We start from the raw sequence: 19,267 nt of genomic DNA on the forward strand, positions 1-19,267 counted from the left end.
TTCCGCCCTTAGGCCCGCGCCAGGGACGGTGCGCCGAGGCGGAGGTAGGAATCGGCCGCGCTCATCACGTGGTCCACCTTGCCCAGCAGGTCGTCCAGCACGTCCTGGTCGGCCACCAGCGGCGGCGAGAGCACGAGCATGGTGGCTCCGCGGTTGTCCGGGCGGGTGATCAGGTTGACCTCGCGCATGGCCTGCGGCATGACCTGCGTGAGCAGCGCCTTGGACTCGTCGGCGCTCAGTTCCCGGCCGCTGTTCCGGTCGCCCATCAATTCGATGGCGTAGAAGAAGCCTGCGCCCCGGTATTCCTTGATGCTTGAATGGGCCGCCACGAGCTTGTCCAGGCCGTTCTGGAAGTAGGGTTCGAGGCTGCGCACGTTGCCGGTGATGTTCTCTTCCGCCAGCGCCTGCAGGTTGGCGACCGCCACCGCGGTGGATACCGGGTGCCCGCCCCAGGTGGCGCCGTGGGTGAAGATGCCTGCCTGCTCGCTGGCCAGCATGGCATCGGCCAGCGGCTTGCGGATGATCACGCCGCCCAGCGGGGCGTAGCCGGAGGTGGAGCCCTTGGCGAAGGTGATCAGGTCCGGGACCACGTCGAACTTGATGCTGCCGAACCACTCGCCCAGGCGTCCGAAACCGGTGATGACTTCGTCGGCGACCAGCAGGATGCCGTGCTTGTCGCAGATGGCGCGCAGTTCCTGCCAGTAGCCGGCCGGCGGCACCAGTGCGCCGCGGGAGTTCTGCACCGGCTCGGCGAACAGGGCGGCGATGGTCTCCGCGCCTTCGCGCTCGATCAGTTCGCGGATGGCCTGCACCGAGGGCAGGTCGGCTGCGCTGCCGCCCTCCGGGATGCTCTCACCCAGGGTGTTCGGCACGTGGAAAACTCCCGGCATCAGGGTGCCGAAGGGCTCCTTGTAGGCCGGAATGCCGGTGACCGCCAGGGCGCCGAGGGTGGTGCCGTGGTAGGCCATGTTCCGGGCGATGATCTTGGTGCGCTGAGGCTGGCCTTGGCCTCGGTGGTACTGGCGGGCGAACTTGATGGCCGACTCCACCGCCTCGGAGCCCGAGTTGACGAAAAACACCGTCTCCAGGTCGCCCGGAGCCAGGTTGGCGATGGCGGTGGCTGCCTCGACGGCTGCCGGATGGGCCGAGCCCCAGTTGGTCCAGTAGGCCAGCTTGGACATCTGCTCGTAGGCGGCCTTGGGGATGTCCTGGCGCCCGTGCCCGATATTCGCACAGAAGAGGCCTGCCAGTCCGTCGAGGAACTTGGTGCCGTCTTCGTCGAACAGGTAGCTGCCCTCGCCGCGCACGATGATCGGCAGCTGGTCGCTGTTCCAGACCTGCCCCGTCGTGAAGTGCGGGTAAAGGTGGCGCTGTGCCCGCGTGCGGATATCTGAAGTCGTCATCTTTTTCCTCCTTTAGTGACCCATGGAGACACCATGTGGTGTGTATCACTCTGCCCGCTTGCTGGGTCCATTCCCAGAGCCAGAATGAACCAACTTTTTAGGTACCAGAAACGTCCGGGGCGGGAATCGACTCGAGATAGATCCTGGGCACCCGAGTTCCGATGCGGGTCAGGATTTCGTACGGGATCGTGTCCGCGGCCTGGGCCCACTGGTCCAGGTGCGGCTCCCCGTCGGTTCCCGGCCCGAAAAGCAGGGCCTGCTGGCCCGGCACCACGGCGTCCGAACCGACCTGGACCATGAACTGGTCCATGCATACGCGCCCGATCACCCGGTACCTCCCGGCGCCGATCTGCACCGGTCCCTTGCTGCTGGCGCTGCGCATCACCCCGTCGGCGTACCCGAGGGGGATGATGGCCAGCTGGGTGGCGGCCGCCGCGCGTTCAGTTCCCCCGTAGCTCACCGCGGCGCCGGCGGGGGCGGCTTTCACATGCGCGACGGCCGCGCGCAGGGTCATGGCCGGGCGCAGGTCCATCCGGGAGGTGCGGTATTCGGGCGGCAGCGGGTTGATGCCGTAGACGGAGATCCCGGGCCGCACCAGGTCGAAGTGGGCTTCCGGGTTGCTGAGCGTGGCCGCCGAGTTGGCGATGTGGCGCAGTCTCGGGGTGATTCCGAGGTCCCGGGCCACGGCGAGCGCGGCGCGGAATGCCGCCAGCTGCATCGAGGTCGACGGGTTCTCCGGTTCGTCGGCCGCGGCCAGGTGCGACCAGATGCCGGTGGCCTCGATCAGCCCGGCGTCCAGGGCGCGCCGCGCCGCGCCGCACAGCCGGGGCCAGTCCTGGGCGCTTGCCCCGCCCCGCCACATGCCGGTGTCGATCTTCAGGTGGACGCGCGCGGGCCGCCCGGCCTGCCGGGCCGCCTGGCAGATCTCCTCGAGCTGGGCGCAGTCGTAGGCTGCCAGATCGATATCTTCCTCGATGGCCCGGAGGTAGTTGCTCCCGGGCGCATTGAGCCAAGTGAAGATCGGGGCATCGACTCCTGCGGCGCGCAAGGCGAAGGCCTCCTCCAGGACGGCGGTGCCCAGGTAGTCCGCGCCCCCGCGCAGGGCCGCGCGGGCTGCCGGGACCAGCCCGTGGCCGTAGCCGTCGGCCTTGAGCACCGCCATCAGCTTCGCGGTGCCCGCAATCCCGCGCAGCGTTTCAACATTGCCGCTGATGGCTCCGAGGTCGATCAGCGCGCTGCGCTGCGGGTTCGCGGTGTCGATCCGGGCCGCCGGGTCGAGGAAAATCGTGGGACTGGGCATTGTCGGGCCTTTCTCCTGGTAGCGATTGATTGTCCCAACTGTCACCCATTAACCGCACGGCACCCAGACCCAGTTCGCCCCGATTTTCCTAAGACCAGCGCCGCGGGCTCACGCCTGCCGGCCGAGCAGGGTCTTGATCGTGTCGGCCAGGATCCGCACCCCCGGCTCGATGGATTCCACGTCGATCGCCGCGAACCCGAGGCGGAAGTGGTTCCGGTGCAGCTCCGGGCTGTCGAAGAAGATGTCCCCGCGCTCGATCACCACTCCGCGTTCCAGGCACCGCGCGCCCAGCTCACGGCAGTCGAGGTCCGGCGGCCCCTGGATCCAGATGCTCACCCCGCCCGGGGGCGTATTCAGCTCCCAGGGCAGATGCTCGTGCAGGGCGTCGGTCAGGCTGACCCACTTGCGCTGCAGCTGGGTCCTGCGGCGGGAAATGGTGCGCTGGTATTGGCCCGAATCGATCATGAGCGCCATCGCCCGTTGCGGATGCCCTGCGATATGCCTGACCCGGTACCGGCGCTGTGTGCGCAATTCAGCGATCAGCGCCGCGTCGCCGACCAGGTAGCCCATGCGCAGGCCGGGGGCCAGGAACTTGGTGAAGGATCCCAGGTACACCACATGGCCTGAATTCTTCAGCGCCTTCAGGGCAGGCGTCGGCTTGCCCCGATAGCGGAATTCGCTGTCGTAGTCGTCTTCGATGACCAGCGTGCCGCTGCGCGCGGTGGCGTCGAGGATTGCGCGGCGGCGGGTCACGCTCAGGGTCGCGTTGGTCGGGCTGTGGTGGCTCGGGGTCAGGTACACCGTGTCGATCCGCTCGAACGAGTCGGGCAGCACCATCCCGTGGGAATCCACCTCCAGCGGCAGCAGCTGCGCGCCGGTGCGGGCGAAGGTGTGGCGGGCGTCCACGTAGCCGGGGTTCTCCACTGCCACGGTGGTGCGCGAGTCCATGGTCGTCTGCGCCAGCAGGTCCAGCCCCTGCTGCGACCCGGCGGTAATCAGGATGTTTTCCGGGTGTGCGATGATTCCGCGCGCCGGGAGCACCCGCTGGCAGAGCATGTCCACCAGATACGGGTCGTCTTCGTCCACCGAGTCGCGCAGCGAATAGTGCAGATGCGGCGGGTCCAGCGATTCGCGAAGCGCCCGAGCCCACGCCAGACGGGGAAAGTCCCGTTCATCCACCTGGCCGGCGACGAATGGGTAGGGGTAGTCCCGCCAATTGCCGATCTTGGTGATCTCGGGGCGCCCGGCCCCGACGCGGGACTTGATGTGCCGCTGCACGTCGATGGGCGAAGCGCCCGGGTTCCCCGGTCCGCGCTGCACGTTCCTCGAGGAGAGCATTTGGGTGTTCACGAAGTATCCGCGGCGCGCCCTGGACTCGATCAGCCCGGAGGCGAGAAGCTCCTGCAGCGCGGCATTCACGGTGTTGCGCGAGAGCCCGAGTTCACGGGAGAGCTCGCGGGAGCTGGGCAGGGCCAAGCCTGGCACGATGCTTCCCGTATGGATCTGGTGCTCCAGGGCCAGGCGGAGCTGCCGGTACAGCGGCTCGGCTGAATCCTCCCCGATGGAAATCGGGGCCAAGGCCTGCGTTTCGACTGTCCGGGCGCCCTCCTCCTGCACGGTCACCGCCTACAGCCTGGCTGCGGGTTCGGAGCCGGCGGCAATGTGGTACCTCGGCACCACCACCATGGGCACCGGCAGGGCGCGCAGCATCTTGTTCGCGGTGGCCCCCATGAAGATCTTGCTGCGCTCGGCCAAACGGCTTGAGCCGATCAGCACCAGCTCTTCCTCGTCCCAGTCCAGGGTGTTGATCGCGGCCTCGATGGACCGCCCCTGGGCCACCTCGGCTGTCACCACGGTCCGGTGGGCGACGGCGCTGACCGCTTCGTCGAGCACGCGGCTGGAATGCGCCTGGGTGCGCTGGCCGAGGTTGCTGATGCCCTGGGCCTGGCTGAGATCCAGCGCAACCAGAGACACCAGGCGCAGCGGGACGTGGCGCGCCGCGGCGGCTTCGACAGCCGACTGCAGCACCGCTTCGGACCCCGACCTGGTGCCCAGGGCGCAGGTGATGCGCGTCAGCAGCCGGGGCGGGCGGTACCCCGAGGGGGCCAGCGCCACGGGTACCGGGGAGGAATGCAGCAGCGCGTTGGCGACGCTGCCTACCGTGAAGCGCCGCAGCGGGCCGTGGCTCGCCGCGCCGATCACCACCAGGTCCGCGTTGAAGGCCGCGGCGGCTTCAAGCATGCCGCCGGCCATGGAATCCGCGAACCGAATGTGGATTTGCGCGTCGAGCGCCGACGGGACCAGGTCCAGGCAGCGCTGCATCCAGCCCATGGCGGTATCGTATTGAAACTGCTGGAAGGTCTTCTCGCTCTGCGTGGCCGTGTTCTCCGGCGCCTCGCCCCTGATGATGTGCACCAGTTCCAGGCTGACGGTCGACGGGTCGGCCAATGAGCGCGCCAGCGTCAGTGCAAGCGAGATCGCCTCACGGCCGCGTTCATCCGCGGTGCATCCAATCACGTACTTCACGTTTTACCGCCCTTCCGGCGTCAATGGGTTAAGCCTGTTCCTCCAGGAACTTGTAGACCTCGGTCTCGTCCACGCCGGGGAAGGCCCCGGTGGGCATGGCCGCCAGCAGGTGCGTATTCGCTCGCGTGGCCGGCCACGCATTGCCGAACCAGGTGGATGACAGATCCGCCGGAGGGCGGCGGCAGCAGTTCTCATCCGGGCACTTGGACTGGCAGCGTTCCTTGGTGTCGCGCCCGCGGAACCACTTCACGTGCTCGAAGGGCACGCCGATGGACAGCGAATACAGCCCCGACGAGTGCCGCTCGGTGCGGGCGGTGCACCAGTAGGTGCCGTTGACGGTGTCGGTGAACTGCTCGAAGGCGCGGAACTTGTCCGCCACGTCGAAGACCACCCGGCTGGTCCAGTAGCGGCAGATGGTCTGGCCCTCGATGGCTCCGGTGTGGTCGGCCGGGAAGTTCACCCCGTCGTTCTCATAAGCCTTATGCAGGATGCCCGACTCGTGCACCTTCTGGAAGTGGCAGGTGATGCCCAGGTGTTCGGTGGCCAGGTTCGTGAAGCGGTGCGCGGCCGACTCGTAGGACACCGCGAAGGCGTCGCGGATGTCCTCCACGGCCAGCGCGCGTTCCTTTTTCGCCTGATGCAGGAAGTCGGTGGTTTCCTTCTCCGGCATCATCAGCGCCGCGGCGAAATAGTTCGTTGCCACGCGCTGGGACAGGAAATCGGCGTAGTTCACCGGGGTCTGGTGCCCCAGCACATAGTGGCCCAGCGCCTGCAGCAGCACCGAACGCGGGTCGTGATCCGCGCGGGTGGACTGGGTGAGGTAGATCCGGTGGTTCTTCAGGTCGGTGACCGAGCGGGTGGAGTGCGGGAGGTTCCCGACGTAGCGCAGGCTGAAGCCCAGGTATTCGGCGATGTCGGCCGAGCGATGGTGGGACAGCGGCCCGCCGGTGTGCCCGGCGGCCTTCAGGATGCGCCCGGCTTCCTGCTCGATCTCCTGGTAGTAGTTGTTGCGCTGGCGCATTTCCTCGCGCAGCTTGGTATTGGCCCTGCGGGCTTCCTCCGGGGTGGCCGCCTGCTCGTCGAGCCGGTGCTCCAGCTCGCGCTGCAGCCCGACCAGGGATTCGAGCACGTCCATGGGCAGCCGGCTGGAGATCCTCACCTTCGGCAGGCCCAGCGAGTCGTAGAGCGGACCGCGCTGCGCGCGTTCGAGCTCGATTTCCAGCGCGGCGCGCCGCGAGGGAGGCTCGGCCCCCAGCAGGTCGTCCACGCTGACGCCGAGCGCCGCGGCCAGCGACTTGAGCAGCGAGAGCTTCGGCTCGCGCTTGCCGTTCTCCACCAGCGACAGGTGGCTTGGCGCGGTTTCAACCAGCGCACAGATGTCGTCAAGGGTCATGCCCTTTTCCTTGCGCAGGTAGCGGATGCGCCGCCCCAAGGCGATCACGTCGAGCTCTTCCTCGACTCCGGCGCCGGCGGCCGGTCCCTCGGGACGGGCATCTCGATTCCATGTGGTAGCAGTCACACGACCAGCGTAAGGGAAGAAGTTGCAAAGTTTCCAGTAGAATCCGGCATATTTCCCATGGTTACCCGCAATTCACCGGCATCGGCGCGAATTATGGTGGAAATTTTCACACTCTCCCTTAGGAGGTTCCATCCGCCGGCGAGGCCTGCAGCTCCGGAAGCGCGGCGGCGATCTGGGCCAGCACGTCCTCGGCGCGCTCGCCGGCGGCGATCAGCACCAGCTGCGGTTCCTGTGCACCGGACCAGGCCCCGCAGTCTTCGAGCTCCAGGCCGGAGCCGCTGTACTGCACCAGCGTGCGGCGCTGCGGGCTGTCCTGGAGCCGGAGGAACCCCTTGGCGCGCTGCAGGACCTGCGGGCACCCGGCCAGCGCGCGCTCCAGCCGCTCCCGGTCGACCGGCCGCGTCCCGCGCAGGGCCAGGCTGGCAAAGGGGTGGTTCCCGCCGTGCTCCGGCGTCGGCTCCGGTTCCAGTTCCCGCGCCCCGGCTTGGTCCGGCAGCGCCCCGAGCCAGCGTTCAAGACCGGCGATGCGGTCCGCGCCATGCGGCGAGGCGAGCACCGCGGCCTGCGGGGCGGCCTGGCTCACTAGTTGCGCGGCCTGTTTTGCCCGGTCTTCGGGAAGCAGATCCGTTTTGGACAGCAGCACCAGTTCGGCCGCCCGCAGCTGGGCCAGCACGGTGTCGCCGATGAACCCGTCGCGCAGCTGCCTGCCGATCGCCCCGGCGTCGGCGCAGACCACCAGTCCCCCGGGCGCGAACCCGGGAAAACCCTGCCAGGGCGCGAGCTTTGCCGGGTTGCCCACCCCTGAAACTTCCACCACGACCCGGTCGAAGTCCCCGCGGCCGGCCAGCGGCTGCAGGGTTTCGGCCACGCTGTCGCGCAGCGAACAGCACAGGCACCCGTTGGCCAGCTCGACGGAATCGGAGCGGGCGGTGCGGATGAGTTTCGCGTCGATGTTCACCGCGCCGAAGTCGTTGACCAGCACCGCGATGCGCTGCGCCGACTGTTCCAGCAGGTCGTTGACCAGCGTGGTCTTGCCCGCCCCGAGGTAGCCGCCGAGCAGCGTCAGCGGGACGGCGCTGCTCATCGCCGTCCCTGCAGCGCCGCGCCGTGTCGGGCCTGCTGGGGCACCCCGCCCAGCAGCGTGCCGTGCACCTGGATGCCGCCCAGCGCTTCGGGCTCGACCTCGAACGGGTCTTCGTCCAGGATGGCCAGGTCGGCCCGCTTTCCGGCCTCGATGGAGCCGACCTCGTGGTCCATCTTGAGCATGTAGGCTGCGCCCAGCGTCACCGCGTGCAGCGCCTGCTCGACGCTGATCCGCTCGTGGTCGCCCAGCACCCTGCCCGACGGAGTCAACCGGGTGACCGCATGCTTCATGGTCTGCAGCGGATTCAGCTCGGTGACCGGGGCATCGCAGTGCAGCGAGATCGGCACCCCGGCACGCAGCGCGGAGCGCGCGGCATTCATCCGCGAGGCCCTGTCGATCCCGAGGATCTTGTCCGCATGCTGGTCTCCCCAGAACCACAGGTGGTTGGAGAAGATGTTCGCGCAGGCGCCCAGCGCGGCGGCGCGGCGGTACTGCGCCTGGGTGGTCAGCTGCGAGTGGGTCATGGTGTGCCGGTGGTCCGGCCGCGGGTGCTTGATCAGCACCTTTTCCAGCGTGTCGAGGAACAGCTCGCTGGCCTGGTCGCCGTTGCAGTGCACGTGGATGAGCAGCCCCGCCTGGTGGAAGGCGCTGAAGGCCGCCTCGAATTCCTCGGGGGACGTGTTCCAGATGCCGTTCTCGCGCGTGCCCAGGTAGCCCGGTTCCTGCAGGCGCGCGGTGAATCCCTGGATGGACCCGTCGAGCATCAGCTTCACATGCCCGAAGCGCAGCTTCTCGTGCCCCAGCGTTCTGATCTCAGCCAGCTGCCGCGCGGTCTGCTCGGCCAGCGGCCCGGTGCCCAGCCCCATTCCGAACTGGAAGACGTTCAGCCGGACCGGGAAGTGCTCGTCCACGGTGTCCGAGTAGTCGCGCCGGCCTTCCTCGCTCAGCGGGCGCATGCTGCCCAGATCGGTGATGGTGGTGACCCCGTGGTTGACCGCGTCCTGCGCGAAGTTGCGCAGGCTTTTCTCCGAGAGCTCCAGCAGCCCGCCGCCGAACAGCTCATGCACCAGTCCCAGTGCGGCGAACTCGCGCAGTTCGCCGGTGGGGGTGCCGTCGGGGTATTTCTCCACGCCCTGAACCTGCGTGGAGCCGTCGATGCCTGCGGCGCGCAGCGTCGCGCTGTTCACTACCGCGACATGGCCATTGGCGTGGGTGATCTGCACCAGCCGGTCCTCGGCGACCGAATCAAGCTCCCGGGCCAGGATCCGGGTGTCCGGGAAGTAGATGTTATCCAGCCCCCAGGCCTTCAGCGGGGCGCCCGGCTCCAGCTGTTCCAGCGCCTCGCGCAGCCGGCGAAGGATCGCCTGCGCATCCCTGCAGCCGGGCCACACTGTCCCTTGGGGGTCAGTCCGGTCGAAGTAGCCCACGTAGACCTGTCCGTCCCACATCCCGCCGGATCCTGCATGGGCGTGCGCCTCAACGAAGCCCGGGACGATCACCTTGTGGCGGTAGCGCTCGTCCACCACGCAGTCCGGGTAGCCCAGCAGCTCGTCGAGGCTGCCCACGGCGCGGATGCGCCCCTCGCGCACCGCCACCGCTTGGGCGGCGGGACGGGACGGATCCATGGTGTGGACCGCGCGGGCGGGATAGATGATGGTCTGCGATGTCATGGGTTCTCCGGTCTTCTTGGGTACGGTAGTGCAGCGCGGCGGCGAAGCCTACCGCGCCAGGTCGGTTTCCAGCGCCTGCTTCGCGACTTGCGGGGCCTTGTCGTTGCGCATGAACAGCAGCGAAATGACGCACAGCGCCAGCGCGGCGATGCAGATGATCCACACCAGGCGGTAGGAGTCTATCGAGGCGCCCTGGGCCGGTCCCACGGTGGAGGCCAGGATGACGCCGAACACCGCACCGCCCACTGCCCCGCCCAGGGTCTTGACCGAGTTGTAGATGCCAGTGGCTATGCCGGTCTGGTCAGCCGGGGAGATCTCGGCGACCAGCGCCGGCATGGCCCCCATCAGCATGCCGAAGCCCAGTCCGGCCAGACACTGGTAGGCGATGACCATGGCGAACACGTCATGGAAGAAGACCAGCAGCAGCAGTCCGGCCGCGCCCAGGCACACCCCGAGCAGCAGCACCCCCCGCATGCCGATCACCCTAGCCACGTAGGCGAAGATCGCCGCGGCGCTGCAGCTGAGCAGCGTCAGCCCGGCGCTGAGCAGCGAAATGAGCCCGGGGGCCAGGGCGAAGCCGAAACCGACTTCCTCCGGCTTGGCCGCCAGGAACGTCGTGCCGATGGTCTGGGTGCCGAGCATGACGGTGCCGTAGAGGAACGCGGAGAGGTAGGGCGGCCACATCAGCCGCGAGCAGACCAGCTTCAGGTCGATCGCCGGGCAACTGGTTTTAGACTCCCAGAATACCCAAGCCACCGTGATGACCACGCAGGCGAAGAGCGTGAGCAGCACCTGCGGAGAGGAAATGCCGAATTTCTGGATGCCGCTCAGGCCCAGCAGCAGGGTCACCATGGAGGCGCCCAGGCCGAGGAAACCCAGGTAGTCGACGGTGGACTTCGAACGCACGGTGGATTCGGGCACCAGGAACAGCACAACAATCATGCACAGCCCGGTCACGATGGCCGGCACCAGCAGCACCGTGGTGAAGTTCCAGCCCAGCCCGGCGATGACACCGGAGGCAAGCATGCCGGCAATCACCCCGATGGTCAGGAAGGAAATGAGCAACCCGACCGAACGCCGCGCGCGGTCCCCGGAAATCCGGTCGTGCACCATCGCGATTTCCAGCGGGAGCCAGACCGAAAGGGGTCCGGTGAGGATGCGCCCGATGAGCACCAGCGCGTAGTTCTCGGAAAATGCCACGAAGCAGACGCCCACCAGCACCGCCAAGACCGCCACCCGCAGCATCCTGCGATGCCCGAAGATGTCTCCCAGCTTGGCCAGCACCGGGATGCAGACCGCGGAGGACAGGGTCCAGAGGGTGACGAACCAGGTGATGTCCGCATCGGAGATGCCAAGCCGCTGGCTCAGCGCTCCGTACAGCGGCAGGTAGTAGCCCTGCACGAATCCGCTGGTGAATTCCACGAAGATCAAGAATCCCACGACCGCGCTCAGCTTGAGCGGGATCCCGGGTGCAATACTCAGGCCCGAACCCTTGGTACTCGACACGTTTGTCTCCCTTGCATCTTTTCGACCGTGCTGCCCTTGTTCATCCGAAGGCAGGTTGAAATGCCCCAGAAATCGTCGTGGCTGGCTGTGCGCTCGTGTAGCTGCCGCGCTGTCCGCAGCGTGCAGTCCGCCCTTTCGCAACCGAAACGCCATGGCTAGAACTATATTCTTGTTTCATCTTTTCTGTGGCTCAAGTCACTATGTCAAACGCTTGCTCGACCCCAAAGGGCCAGTTGGACCACATTTTTCTAGGACCAGGCGTGCCTGCGGCGCTTCCAGAACCCCGTGTCGCGGAAATTGCGCCCGAATCCCCGGCGATCGCGAAATACAGCATTTTGAAAGAATGTCATTTCTTCGACCGGCCACACGCGGATATATCCCCTCCACTTTTCGCGCGACAGTGAGGTAGCGCACAGCATGCGGCATATGGGAAGCGCGCAATTCGCCAGCCCCCGAATCCGCATCGAGCCCTCGAAAAGTTTCCCGGATACAGCCTCGAAGCACGCCCCTCACCTGCTATGTCAACTTCATGTCGCAGTTCCCGCAACGAAGGAGGCACCCCACTCACCGACATTCAGACAAGGAATTCCGTGATTTCTTGACACCGATTTCGACCCAAAATCGCGACTTTCTGTCTCTTTGATCACAATCAGCATCAAGAAGCGCAAAACTTCCAGAGAAACGAAGAACGGCGAATCTTAATCTGAAATTCCCCTGTTGGCGGGGTTGCAGGCAGGGAATAGTTGTTGTCACGAAGAAGTTCACCGGATCGAAACCGCCAGATTCACCGGTCCGAACGAACACCGAGCTTGTGCGAAGGAGCCAGCAACATGACTACCAACGAGAATTCGATCGAGAACCGCGTCGCAGCCCTCGAGAACGACTGGGCAACCAACCCCCGCTGGGAAGGCGTCACCCGCGATTACTCCGCTGCAGACGTCGTGAAGCTCCAGGGTCGGGTCCAGGAAGAGCACACCCTGGCCAAGCGCGGTTCCCAGAAGCTCTGGAAGCAGCTCACCGAGGAAACCCCGACCGGTGGCTACACCAACGCACTGGGCGCACTGACCGGCAACCAGGCAGTCCAGCAGGTCAAGGCCGGCCTGCGAGCCATCTACCTTTCCGGCTGGCAGGTTGCAGCCGACGCAAACCTCTCGGGCCAGACCTACCCGGACCAGTCGCTGTACCCGGCTAACTCGGTTCCGCAGGTTGTCCGCCGCATCAACAACGCGCTGCAGCGTGCAGACCAGATCGAGTTCTCCGAAGGCATTCAGACCGTCGAGGACTGGATGGTCCCGATCGTCGCAGACGCCGAGGCCGGCTTCGGCGGCCCGCTGAACGCCTACGAGCTGATGAAGTCCATGATCACCGCCGGCGCTTCGGGCGTCCACTGGGAAGACCAGCTGGCTTCGGAAAAGAAGTGCGGCCACCTGGGCGGCAAGGTCCTGATCCCGACCCAGCAGCACATCCGCACCCTGAACGCAGCCCGTCTGGCAGCTGACGTCGCCGGCACCCCGTCCGTCGTCATCGCCCGCACCGACGCCGAGGCAGCAACCCTGATCACCTCCGACGTCGACGAGCGCGACCAGGAATTCATCACCGGCGAGCGCACCGCGGAAGGCTTCTACAAGGTCCGCAACGGCATCGAGCCATGCATCGCCCGTGCCAAGGCCTACGCCCCGTACTCGGACCTGATCTGGATGGAGACCGGCACCCCGGACCTGGAACTTGCCCGCAAGTTCGCCGAGGCAGTCAAGAAGGACTTCCCGGACCAGATGCTTTCGTACAACTGCTCCCCTTCCTTCAACTGGAAGAAGCACCTGGACGACGCAACCATCGCAAAGTTCCAGCGCGAACTCGGCGCCATGGGCTTCAGCTTCCAGTTCATCACCCTGGCCGGCTTCCACGCACTGAACCACTCGATGTTCGATCTGGCCAAGGGCTACGCGAAGGACGGCATGAGCGCCTACGTCGAACTGCAGGAGCGCGAATTCGCTGCCGAGGCTGACGGCTACACCGCCACGAAGCACCAGCGCGAAGTCGGCACCGGCTACTTCGATGCCATCTCCACCACGCTGAACCCGAACGCCTCCACCCTGGCGCTGGTTGGTTCCACCGAAGAAGGCCAATTCCATTAGACCCTGACGGGTCGATGGTGCCGGCTGACAATGACGTCAGCCGGCACCACCACCATTTTTAAGCTTTTAAGGACGCTGTCATGAACACCCCGATCACCCTGAACAACATCACCATCACCGCTACCGAAGTGCGCTACCAGGAACAGATCCTCACCAGCGAGGCACTGGACTTCCTCTCCGCACTGCACCAGGGTTTCGAACACCGCCGCAACGAGCTGATGCAGAGCCGCCAGCTCAACCGGGCCCGCATCGCCAACGGCCGCGACCCGAAGTTCCTGGAGGAAACCCGGAACATCCGCGAGGACGCTTCATGGCAGGTCGCCCCGATCGCACCGGGTCTGGAAGACCGCCGCGTGGAGATCACCGGCCCGATCGAGCGCAAGGCTGCAATCAACGCCCTGAACTCCGGCGCCAACGTTTGGCTGGCCGACATGGAGGACGCCTGCTCCCCGACCTGGCAGAACGTGATCAAGAACCAGGTGAACCTGATCCGCGTGCTGGACAACGAGCTGGACTTCACCGCTCCCGACGGCCGCGAGTACAAGCTGAACACCTCGGATCTGCAGCAGCTGCCGACCATCGTGGTCCGCCCCCGCGCACTGCACCAGCCGGAGAAGCACCTGCGGGTGAACGGCGCACCGATGTCGGCCTCGCTGGTTGACTTCGGACTGCACTTCTTCCACAACGCCAAGCGCCTGATGGCAGCCGGCCGCGGCCCGTACTACTACCTGCCGAAGCTGGAGAACCACCTGGAGGCACGCCTGTGGAACGACGTGTTCAACATGGCGCAGGACATGCTGGGCATCGACCGCGGAACCATCCGCGCCACCGTGCACATCGAGTGCATCACCGCGGCCTTCGAGATGGAGGAGATCCTCTACGAGCTGCGTGAGCACTCCTCGGGCCTGAACGCCGGCCGCTGGGACTACATCTTCTCGATCATCAAGAACTTCCGCTCCCGCGGACCGCGCTTCGTGTTCCCGGACCGCGATTCGGTGACCATGACCGCACCGTTCATGCGGGCCTACACCGAGCAGCTGGTGCGTGCGTGCCACCGCCGCGGCGCCACCGCCATTGGCGGCATGAGCACCTTCGTGCCAAGCCGCAAGGACGCCTCGATCAACGAGCTCAATCTGGCCAAGGTGCGCGAGGACAAGGCCCGCGAGGCAGCCGACGGCTTCGACGGCTCGTGGGTGGCCCACCCGGACCTGGTGGCAGTGGCCCGCGAGGTGTACACCGAGGTGCTGGGCGAGAACCCGAACCAGATCGGCCGCACCCGCGAAGACGTTCAGGTTTCCGCCACTGCGCTGCTGGACGTGGCCGGCCTGGAAGGCAAGATCACCGAGCAGGGCATCCGCGACAACATCGAGATCGGCATCCGCTACATCGAGTCGTGGCTGCGCGGCAACGGCGCGGTGGTGCTGCGCAACCTGATGGAGGATTCGGCCACCGCCGAGATCTCCCGCTCGCAGCTGTGGCAGTGGATCCACCAGTCGGCCATCACCGACGAGGGCGAAATCGTCACCCGCCGCTGGGTGCAGGAGCTGGCCGAGGAGACCATGGACCGCATGGAGCGCTTCGAGGGAGACCGCTTCGAATCCGCCATGGAGATCTTCGAGGCCTGCGCACTGCGCGACGACTTCCCGACCTTCATGACCCGCAACGCCTACCTGCGCTACCTGGACATGCCAGTTCCAGTACTGGAAATGGCAGGCTAGCCCCGCAGGCAGGCAGCACCTAGAGACCCGGCCGATTCGTTTCCAAGTCGTCCTCGTAGAATCGGCCACGAATTGCGGCATTCATCCGTTGGTAACCAGTCCCGCGGGTGGATGCCGTTTTTCGCGCCCTGCGACCCTGCGGTGTTGGGTAGGCTGAACACATGGCGTTCCAGTTCAAAAACCCGGCCGAGCAGCTGTGGGAGCCCGACCTGTTGGGCGAGGGCTTCTCCCGGCGCACGCTGCCGATGCTCGATGGCTCCACCGCCACGCTGGTCCGCCACCGCCGGCCGTCCCGCGTCCCGCGGCTGGCCCCGCCGCTGCGCGGGCTGTCGATCCTCTACGTGCACGGCTGGTCGGACTACTTCTTCCAAAGCGAGCTGGCGCGGTTCCTCACCGATGCCGGGGCCGACTTCTACGCCCTGGACCTGCGCCACTACGGGCGCAACCTCCCGCTGGACGCCGAGCGCGACCCGGCCGGCCAGACCCCGCCGGGATTCACCAACAACCTGGAGCAGTACTTCGAAGAGTTCGACGCGGCGCTGCGCATCATCACCAGCGCCCACCCCGGCACCCGGGTGGTGCTGCTGGGGCATTCGACCGGCGGGCTGAGCGCGTCGCTGTACGCGGCGGCGAACCCGCACAAGATCGAGGCGCTCGCGCTGAACAGCCCGTGGCTGGAATTCCAGGCCAGCGAGCTGGGGCGCACCGCGCTGTCCAGGCTGTTCCAGGCCTCCAGCGCGCGCAACCCGCACCGCTTCCTGCCCAGCATCGACCCCGGTTTCTACACCCGCACGGTCTCCAGCCAGTTCGAGGGCGAATGGGACTACGATCTGGCCTGGCGCCCGGTCAACGGCTTCAAGATCACCACCGGGTTCATCTCCGCGGTCTTCGACGCGCAGGCGAAGGTCAAGAAGGGCCTGGACCTGCAGATGCCGGTGCTGGTGATGCTCTCGGCCAAGGACTACCTGCTGCCGCGCTGGCAGGACGCGGCCTCCAAGTCTGATGTCGCGCTGAACGTGCAGCAGATCGCCGAGCGCAGCCTGGACCTGGGCCGCGAGCTGCACCTGGTGCGGCTGGCCGACGCCCTGCACGACGTCTTCCTCTCCGCGCCGCCGGTGCGCACCCGGGCCTACCTGGATCTGGGATCGTGGCTGGCCGTGATCAAGAACCGGCAGCACGACTCGCAGCTGACCGCCAGCGTGCGGCGCGTGGTTCCGGGCGCCTAACCCTGCCCTCGGGCGCTACAGCGCGGCGGGCACGTGGTCGTTGACCAGTTCCAGGCGCAGCCGGCCGCGCTCGTCCTGCCCGAGCACCGCCACCGAGCCGTTGCGGATGGTATCCAGCGTGTAGCCGGCGAAATCCGACAGCGTATACCGGATGATCGTGCCGTGGCAGATGACCGCGACGTTTTTCCCGGGGAAGTCCTCCATGATCTGCCCGATGGCGCGCAGCCCGCGGTCCACCACCGATTCCAGCGGCTCGATGCCGCCGCCGAGCTTCCCGGGCCAGCGGCGCAGCGCCTCGGCCTCGATCATGCCCTCGCCCTGCGCGTAGTCGCGCTCGACCAGCAGCTCGTAGCTCGGGCCCAGCTCAAGGCCCAGCCCGTCGGCGATGATCTGCGCGGTCTGCCGCGCGCGGTCCAGCGGGGAGGAGACGACCACGTCCCAGTTCCCGCCGGCGAGCACCTGTACCGCCGCGGCGGCCTGGGCGCGCCCGGTGTCGTTCAGCGGGATGTTGCTGCTTCCCTGCAGGCGGCCTTCGAGGTTCCATTGCGTCTGTCCATGGCGGACGAATCCCAGCTTCATGCGTACCATTCTTCCACCGCGACGGGTCCGCGCCCGGCGGGTGTGGGCAATCCCACGGGTTTGCCCAGACACATTTTTACCCCATCTGCTTGCCGACCCACGTACGATTTGGTATGTTCCGCCCGCCCAGCGCGGCGCAGGGACACGCGCACCCCATCCCCCATATGAGGATCCAAGTAGTTCATCGTGACCGAAATCAAGGCATCCCTCGCCCGCGGGCTCACCGCCCGCCACATCCGCTTCATGGCCCTGGGCTCGGCCATCGGAACCGGCCTGTTCTACGGCTCGTCCGCCGCCATCCAGGCCGCCGGCCCGGCCGTGCTGTTCGCCTACATGATCGGCGGCGCCGCCGTCTTCATCGTCATGCGCGCCATGGGCGAGATGGCGGTGAAGCATCCGGTCTCCGGGTCGTTCGCGCACTACGCCTCCCGCTACCTGGGCCGCTTCGCCGGATTCATCACCGGGTGGACCTTCACCTTCGAGATGGCGATCGTGGCGATCGCCGACGTGACAGCCTTCGGTGTCTACATGGGCTTCTGGTTCCCCGACGTCGCCACCTGGATCTGGGTGCTGGCGGTGGTGCTGCTGATCGCGGCGATCAACCTGATGAAGGTCAAGGTGTTCGGCGAGACCGAGTTCTGGCTGGCGATCGTCAAGGTCAGCGCCATCATCGCGATGATCGGCGGCGGCATCGCGCTGATCATCTTCGGCTTCAACGCCCCCGACGCGCAGACCGCGACCGGCATCGACACCCTGATGGCCGCCGGAACGCTGTTCCCCAACGGCTTCATCGGGCTGCTGCTGTCCTTCGCCGTGGTGATGTTCGCCTTCGGCGGCATCGAGACCATCGGCATCACCGCCGGCGAGGCGGACGACCCCTCGCGGTCGGTGCCTGCGGCGATCAACACCGTGCCGTGGCGCATCCTGCTGTTCTACGTGGCCTCGCTGGCAGTGATCATGATGCTCTTCGACTGGCGCCAGATCGACGGCAGCGCCAGCCCGTTCGTGCAGATCTTCGACGCGCTGGGCATCCCGGCCGCCGCCCACGTGCTCAACGCCGTGGTGATCACCGCCGCCGTGTCCGCGATCAACGCCGACACCTTCGGCGCCGGGCGCATGCTCTTCGCGATGTCGGCCGAGGGCCACGCCCCGAAGTCCTTCGCGAAGGTCTCCTCCAACGGCGTGCCGTGGATGACCGTTCTCATCATGACCATTGTGCTGCTGGTCGGCGTGGTGCTCAACGCGCTGCTGCCCGAAAAGCTGTTCACCATCATCGCCTCGATCGCCACCTTCGCGACAGTATGGGTCTGGATCATGATCCTCGCCTCCTACTTGGCCATGCGCCGGGCGGAGAAGAAGGAGGCCGCGGCGGCCTCGCAGGGCCCGCGCGAGTACGCGGTTCCCGGCGGTTCGGCCACCGCCTGGATCGCCATGGCGTTCATGGTCTTCATCGTGGTGCTGCTGGCGCTGAGCGCCGAAACCCGCGTGGCCCTGTACACCGGCGTCGCGTGGCTGGCCATCCTGGCCGTGGTCTACCGCTTCGCGGTGCGCAGCACCTCCGGCGATCCTTCGGCGGACGGCCGCGAGCGCGATTCGGAAGCTGTCTCCACCGGCCGCTAGACGGTCCGGCTCCCAGCTAATGGATCTCGCGGCGCGCCGGGGCGGGGGCTTGGACCTCCGGCCTGGTGCACCGTTCCGCCGCCAGCGCCAGCGTGGCCCACAGCAGCATGCCTCCGGCCGCGATCCACAGGCTGGACAGGCCCAGATGCAGGTAGGAGAATACCCCGGCCAGCGAGCCGAGGGTGATCATCGCCCACAGCACCGCGTAGCGGACCCAGAGCAGCCGCCCTACCCCGCGGTCCGAGCCGGTCAGCAGCCCCAGGATCGCGCCGCCCAGGTGTTGGCCGAGCTTGACCAGCGTGCCGGTCATGTAGGTCAGGCCCAGCGACACCTCCCCCGAACGCGTGTAGGAGACGTTGACCGCGCCCATCGAGGCCGCCAGCAGGCAGGCCCCGCCGAATCCCAGCTCGCCCAGCGAACCGAGCAGCGCCGCAGTGACCAGCAGCGCACCGCTGAGATACATCACGATCGGACGGCGGTAGCGCGCGGCCCGCGCGGTGAGCACGGTCGCCAGCACCACTCCGCCCACGAAACTGCCAACGAACCCCATGGCCATGGACCAGCCGCCGGCGTCGCCGGTGAGCAGGGCGGTCGAGGAACGCGTCGAGTTGCCGGACATGAAGGACAGGAAGTAGCCGCCGAGGTGGATGAAGCCCACGCCGTCGACGAATCCCGCCATCGCGGTGATCGTCCCCGCGAAGAAAATTCCGCGCCATCCCAGATTCCTGGCCACCGAACGCCGTCCCGTCCTTTTCCGTTTCCGACTGCGGTTTTCCACCTGCTGCCATGATCCAGTGCAGCAGACACAACCTGGCCAAGTGGTTTTCTTCGCTGCGTTGCAGGAGAATTTCTGGTTCTCGGGCTCGATAACAACGCACTTGATACCCAAATGATGACATACCACAGACCCCCGTCAAGGGCGCTTCGCGTCACTGCGTGATGCGGCTACGCCACACCCTGGACGGAGGTCCGTGGTGTGCA

At 66.7% G+C, this 19,267-nt stretch carries 14 protein-coding genes; 4 read left to right on the forward strand and 10 right to left on the reverse strand.

Annotated elements, in window-relative coordinates; genetic code table 11:
• Positions 1-8: 8 nt before the first annotated feature.
• The 8 genes from DFO58_RS14345 to DFO58_RS14380 form a co-directional block, all read right to left on the reverse strand.
• Positions 9-1,403, reverse strand: a complete 1,395-nt coding sequence (locus DFO58_RS14345) for an aspartate aminotransferase family protein (RefSeq protein WP_113607628.1) — start codon at positions 1,401-1,403, stop codon at positions 9-11.
• Between the two features lie 97 nt (positions 1,404-1,500).
• Positions 1,501-2,703, reverse strand: coding sequence for an alanine racemase (alr, locus tag DFO58_RS14350; protein ID WP_120991502.1), 1,203 nt, complete (start codon positions 2,701-2,703; stop codon positions 1,501-1,503).
• A gap of 108 nt (positions 2,704-2,811) precedes the next feature.
• Positions 2,812-4,326 (reverse strand): PLP-dependent aminotransferase family protein, encoded by a 1,515-nt coding sequence (locus DFO58_RS14355; RefSeq protein WP_082344614.1) that lies wholly within the window; start codon positions 4,324-4,326, stop codon positions 2,812-2,814.
• A 3-nt stretch (positions 4,327-4,329) separates the two neighbouring features.
• A complete protein-coding gene (locus tag DFO58_RS14360) occupies positions 4,330-5,229 on the reverse strand; it encodes a universal stress protein (RefSeq protein ID WP_053797273.1) in 900 nt (299 codons plus the stop codon).
• A gap of 28 nt (positions 5,230-5,257) precedes the next feature.
• Positions 5,258-6,748: a helix-turn-helix transcriptional regulator gene (locus DFO58_RS14365; RefSeq protein WP_183043213.1), complete on the reverse strand. Its 1,491-nt coding sequence runs from the start codon at positions 6,746-6,748 to the stop codon at positions 5,258-5,260.
• Positions 6,749-6,866: 118 nt separating this feature from the next.
• Positions 6,867-7,832, reverse strand: coding sequence for a GTP-binding protein (locus tag DFO58_RS14370; protein WP_120991504.1), 966 nt, complete (start codon positions 7,830-7,832; stop codon positions 6,867-6,869).
• The gene (locus tag DFO58_RS14375) at positions 7,829-9,502 is read right to left on the reverse strand and encodes an amidohydrolase (RefSeq protein WP_053797270.1); all 1,674 of its coding nucleotides are present in this window, start codon (positions 9,500-9,502) and stop codon (positions 7,829-7,831) included. The genes DFO58_RS14370 and DFO58_RS14375 overlap by 4 nt, the downstream gene beginning before the upstream one ends.
• Positions 9,503-9,550: 48 nt before the next feature.
• Positions 9,551-11,008: an MFS transporter gene (locus DFO58_RS14380; RefSeq protein ID WP_183043214.1), complete on the reverse strand. Its 1,458-nt coding sequence runs from the start codon at positions 11,006-11,008 to the stop codon at positions 9,551-9,553.
• Positions 11,009-11,838: 830 nt separating this feature from the next.
• On the opposite strand from DFO58_RS14380, the gene aceA reads away from it, so the two are divergent.
• The 3 genes from aceA (at position 11,839) to DFO58_RS14395 (ending at position 16,087) form a co-directional block, all read left to right on the forward strand.
• Positions 11,839-13,143, forward strand: a complete 1,305-nt coding sequence (gene aceA, locus DFO58_RS14385; protein ID WP_120991506.1) for an isocitrate lyase — start codon at positions 11,839-11,841, stop codon at positions 13,141-13,143.
• 80 nt (positions 13,144-13,223) lie between these two features.
• A complete protein-coding gene (aceB, locus tag DFO58_RS14390; protein ID WP_120991507.1) occupies positions 13,224-14,861 on the forward strand; it encodes a malate synthase A in 1,638 nt (545 codons plus the stop codon).
• Between the two features lie 161 nt (positions 14,862-15,022).
• On the forward strand, positions 15,023-16,087 hold the full coding sequence (locus DFO58_RS14395; RefSeq protein ID WP_113607618.1) for an alpha/beta hydrolase: 1,065 nt from the start codon (positions 15,023-15,025) through the stop codon (positions 16,085-16,087).
• Positions 16,088-16,102: 15 nt separating this feature from the next.
• Here DFO58_RS14395 and DFO58_RS14400 read toward each other — a convergent pair whose 3' ends face one another.
• Positions 16,103-16,666: a histidine phosphatase family protein gene (locus tag DFO58_RS14400; protein WP_120991508.1), complete on the reverse strand. Its 564-nt coding sequence runs from the start codon at positions 16,664-16,666 to the stop codon at positions 16,103-16,105.
• A 243-nt stretch (positions 16,667-16,909) separates the two neighbouring features.
• On the opposite strand from DFO58_RS14400, the gene DFO58_RS14405 reads away from it, so the two are divergent.
• Positions 16,910-18,286, forward strand: coding sequence for an amino acid permease (locus DFO58_RS14405; RefSeq protein WP_120991590.1), 1,377 nt, complete (start codon positions 16,910-16,912; stop codon positions 18,284-18,286).
• Positions 18,287-18,302: 16 nt separating this feature from the next.
• Here the strand turns inward: DFO58_RS14405 and DFO58_RS14410 are convergent, their stop codons facing one another.
• Positions 18,303-19,019 carry a YoaK family protein gene (locus DFO58_RS14410; protein WP_120991509.1) on the reverse strand — a complete coding sequence of 239 codons (717 nt, stop codon included), beginning with the start codon at positions 19,017-19,019 and terminating at the stop codon, positions 18,303-18,305.
• Positions 19,020-19,267: the final 248 nt, after the last annotated feature.

The organism is Arthrobacter sp. AG1021 (genome assembly GCF_003633665.1).
Taxonomy (GTDB): domain Bacteria; phylum Actinomycetota; class Actinomycetes; order Actinomycetales; family Micrococcaceae; genus Glutamicibacter; species Glutamicibacter soli.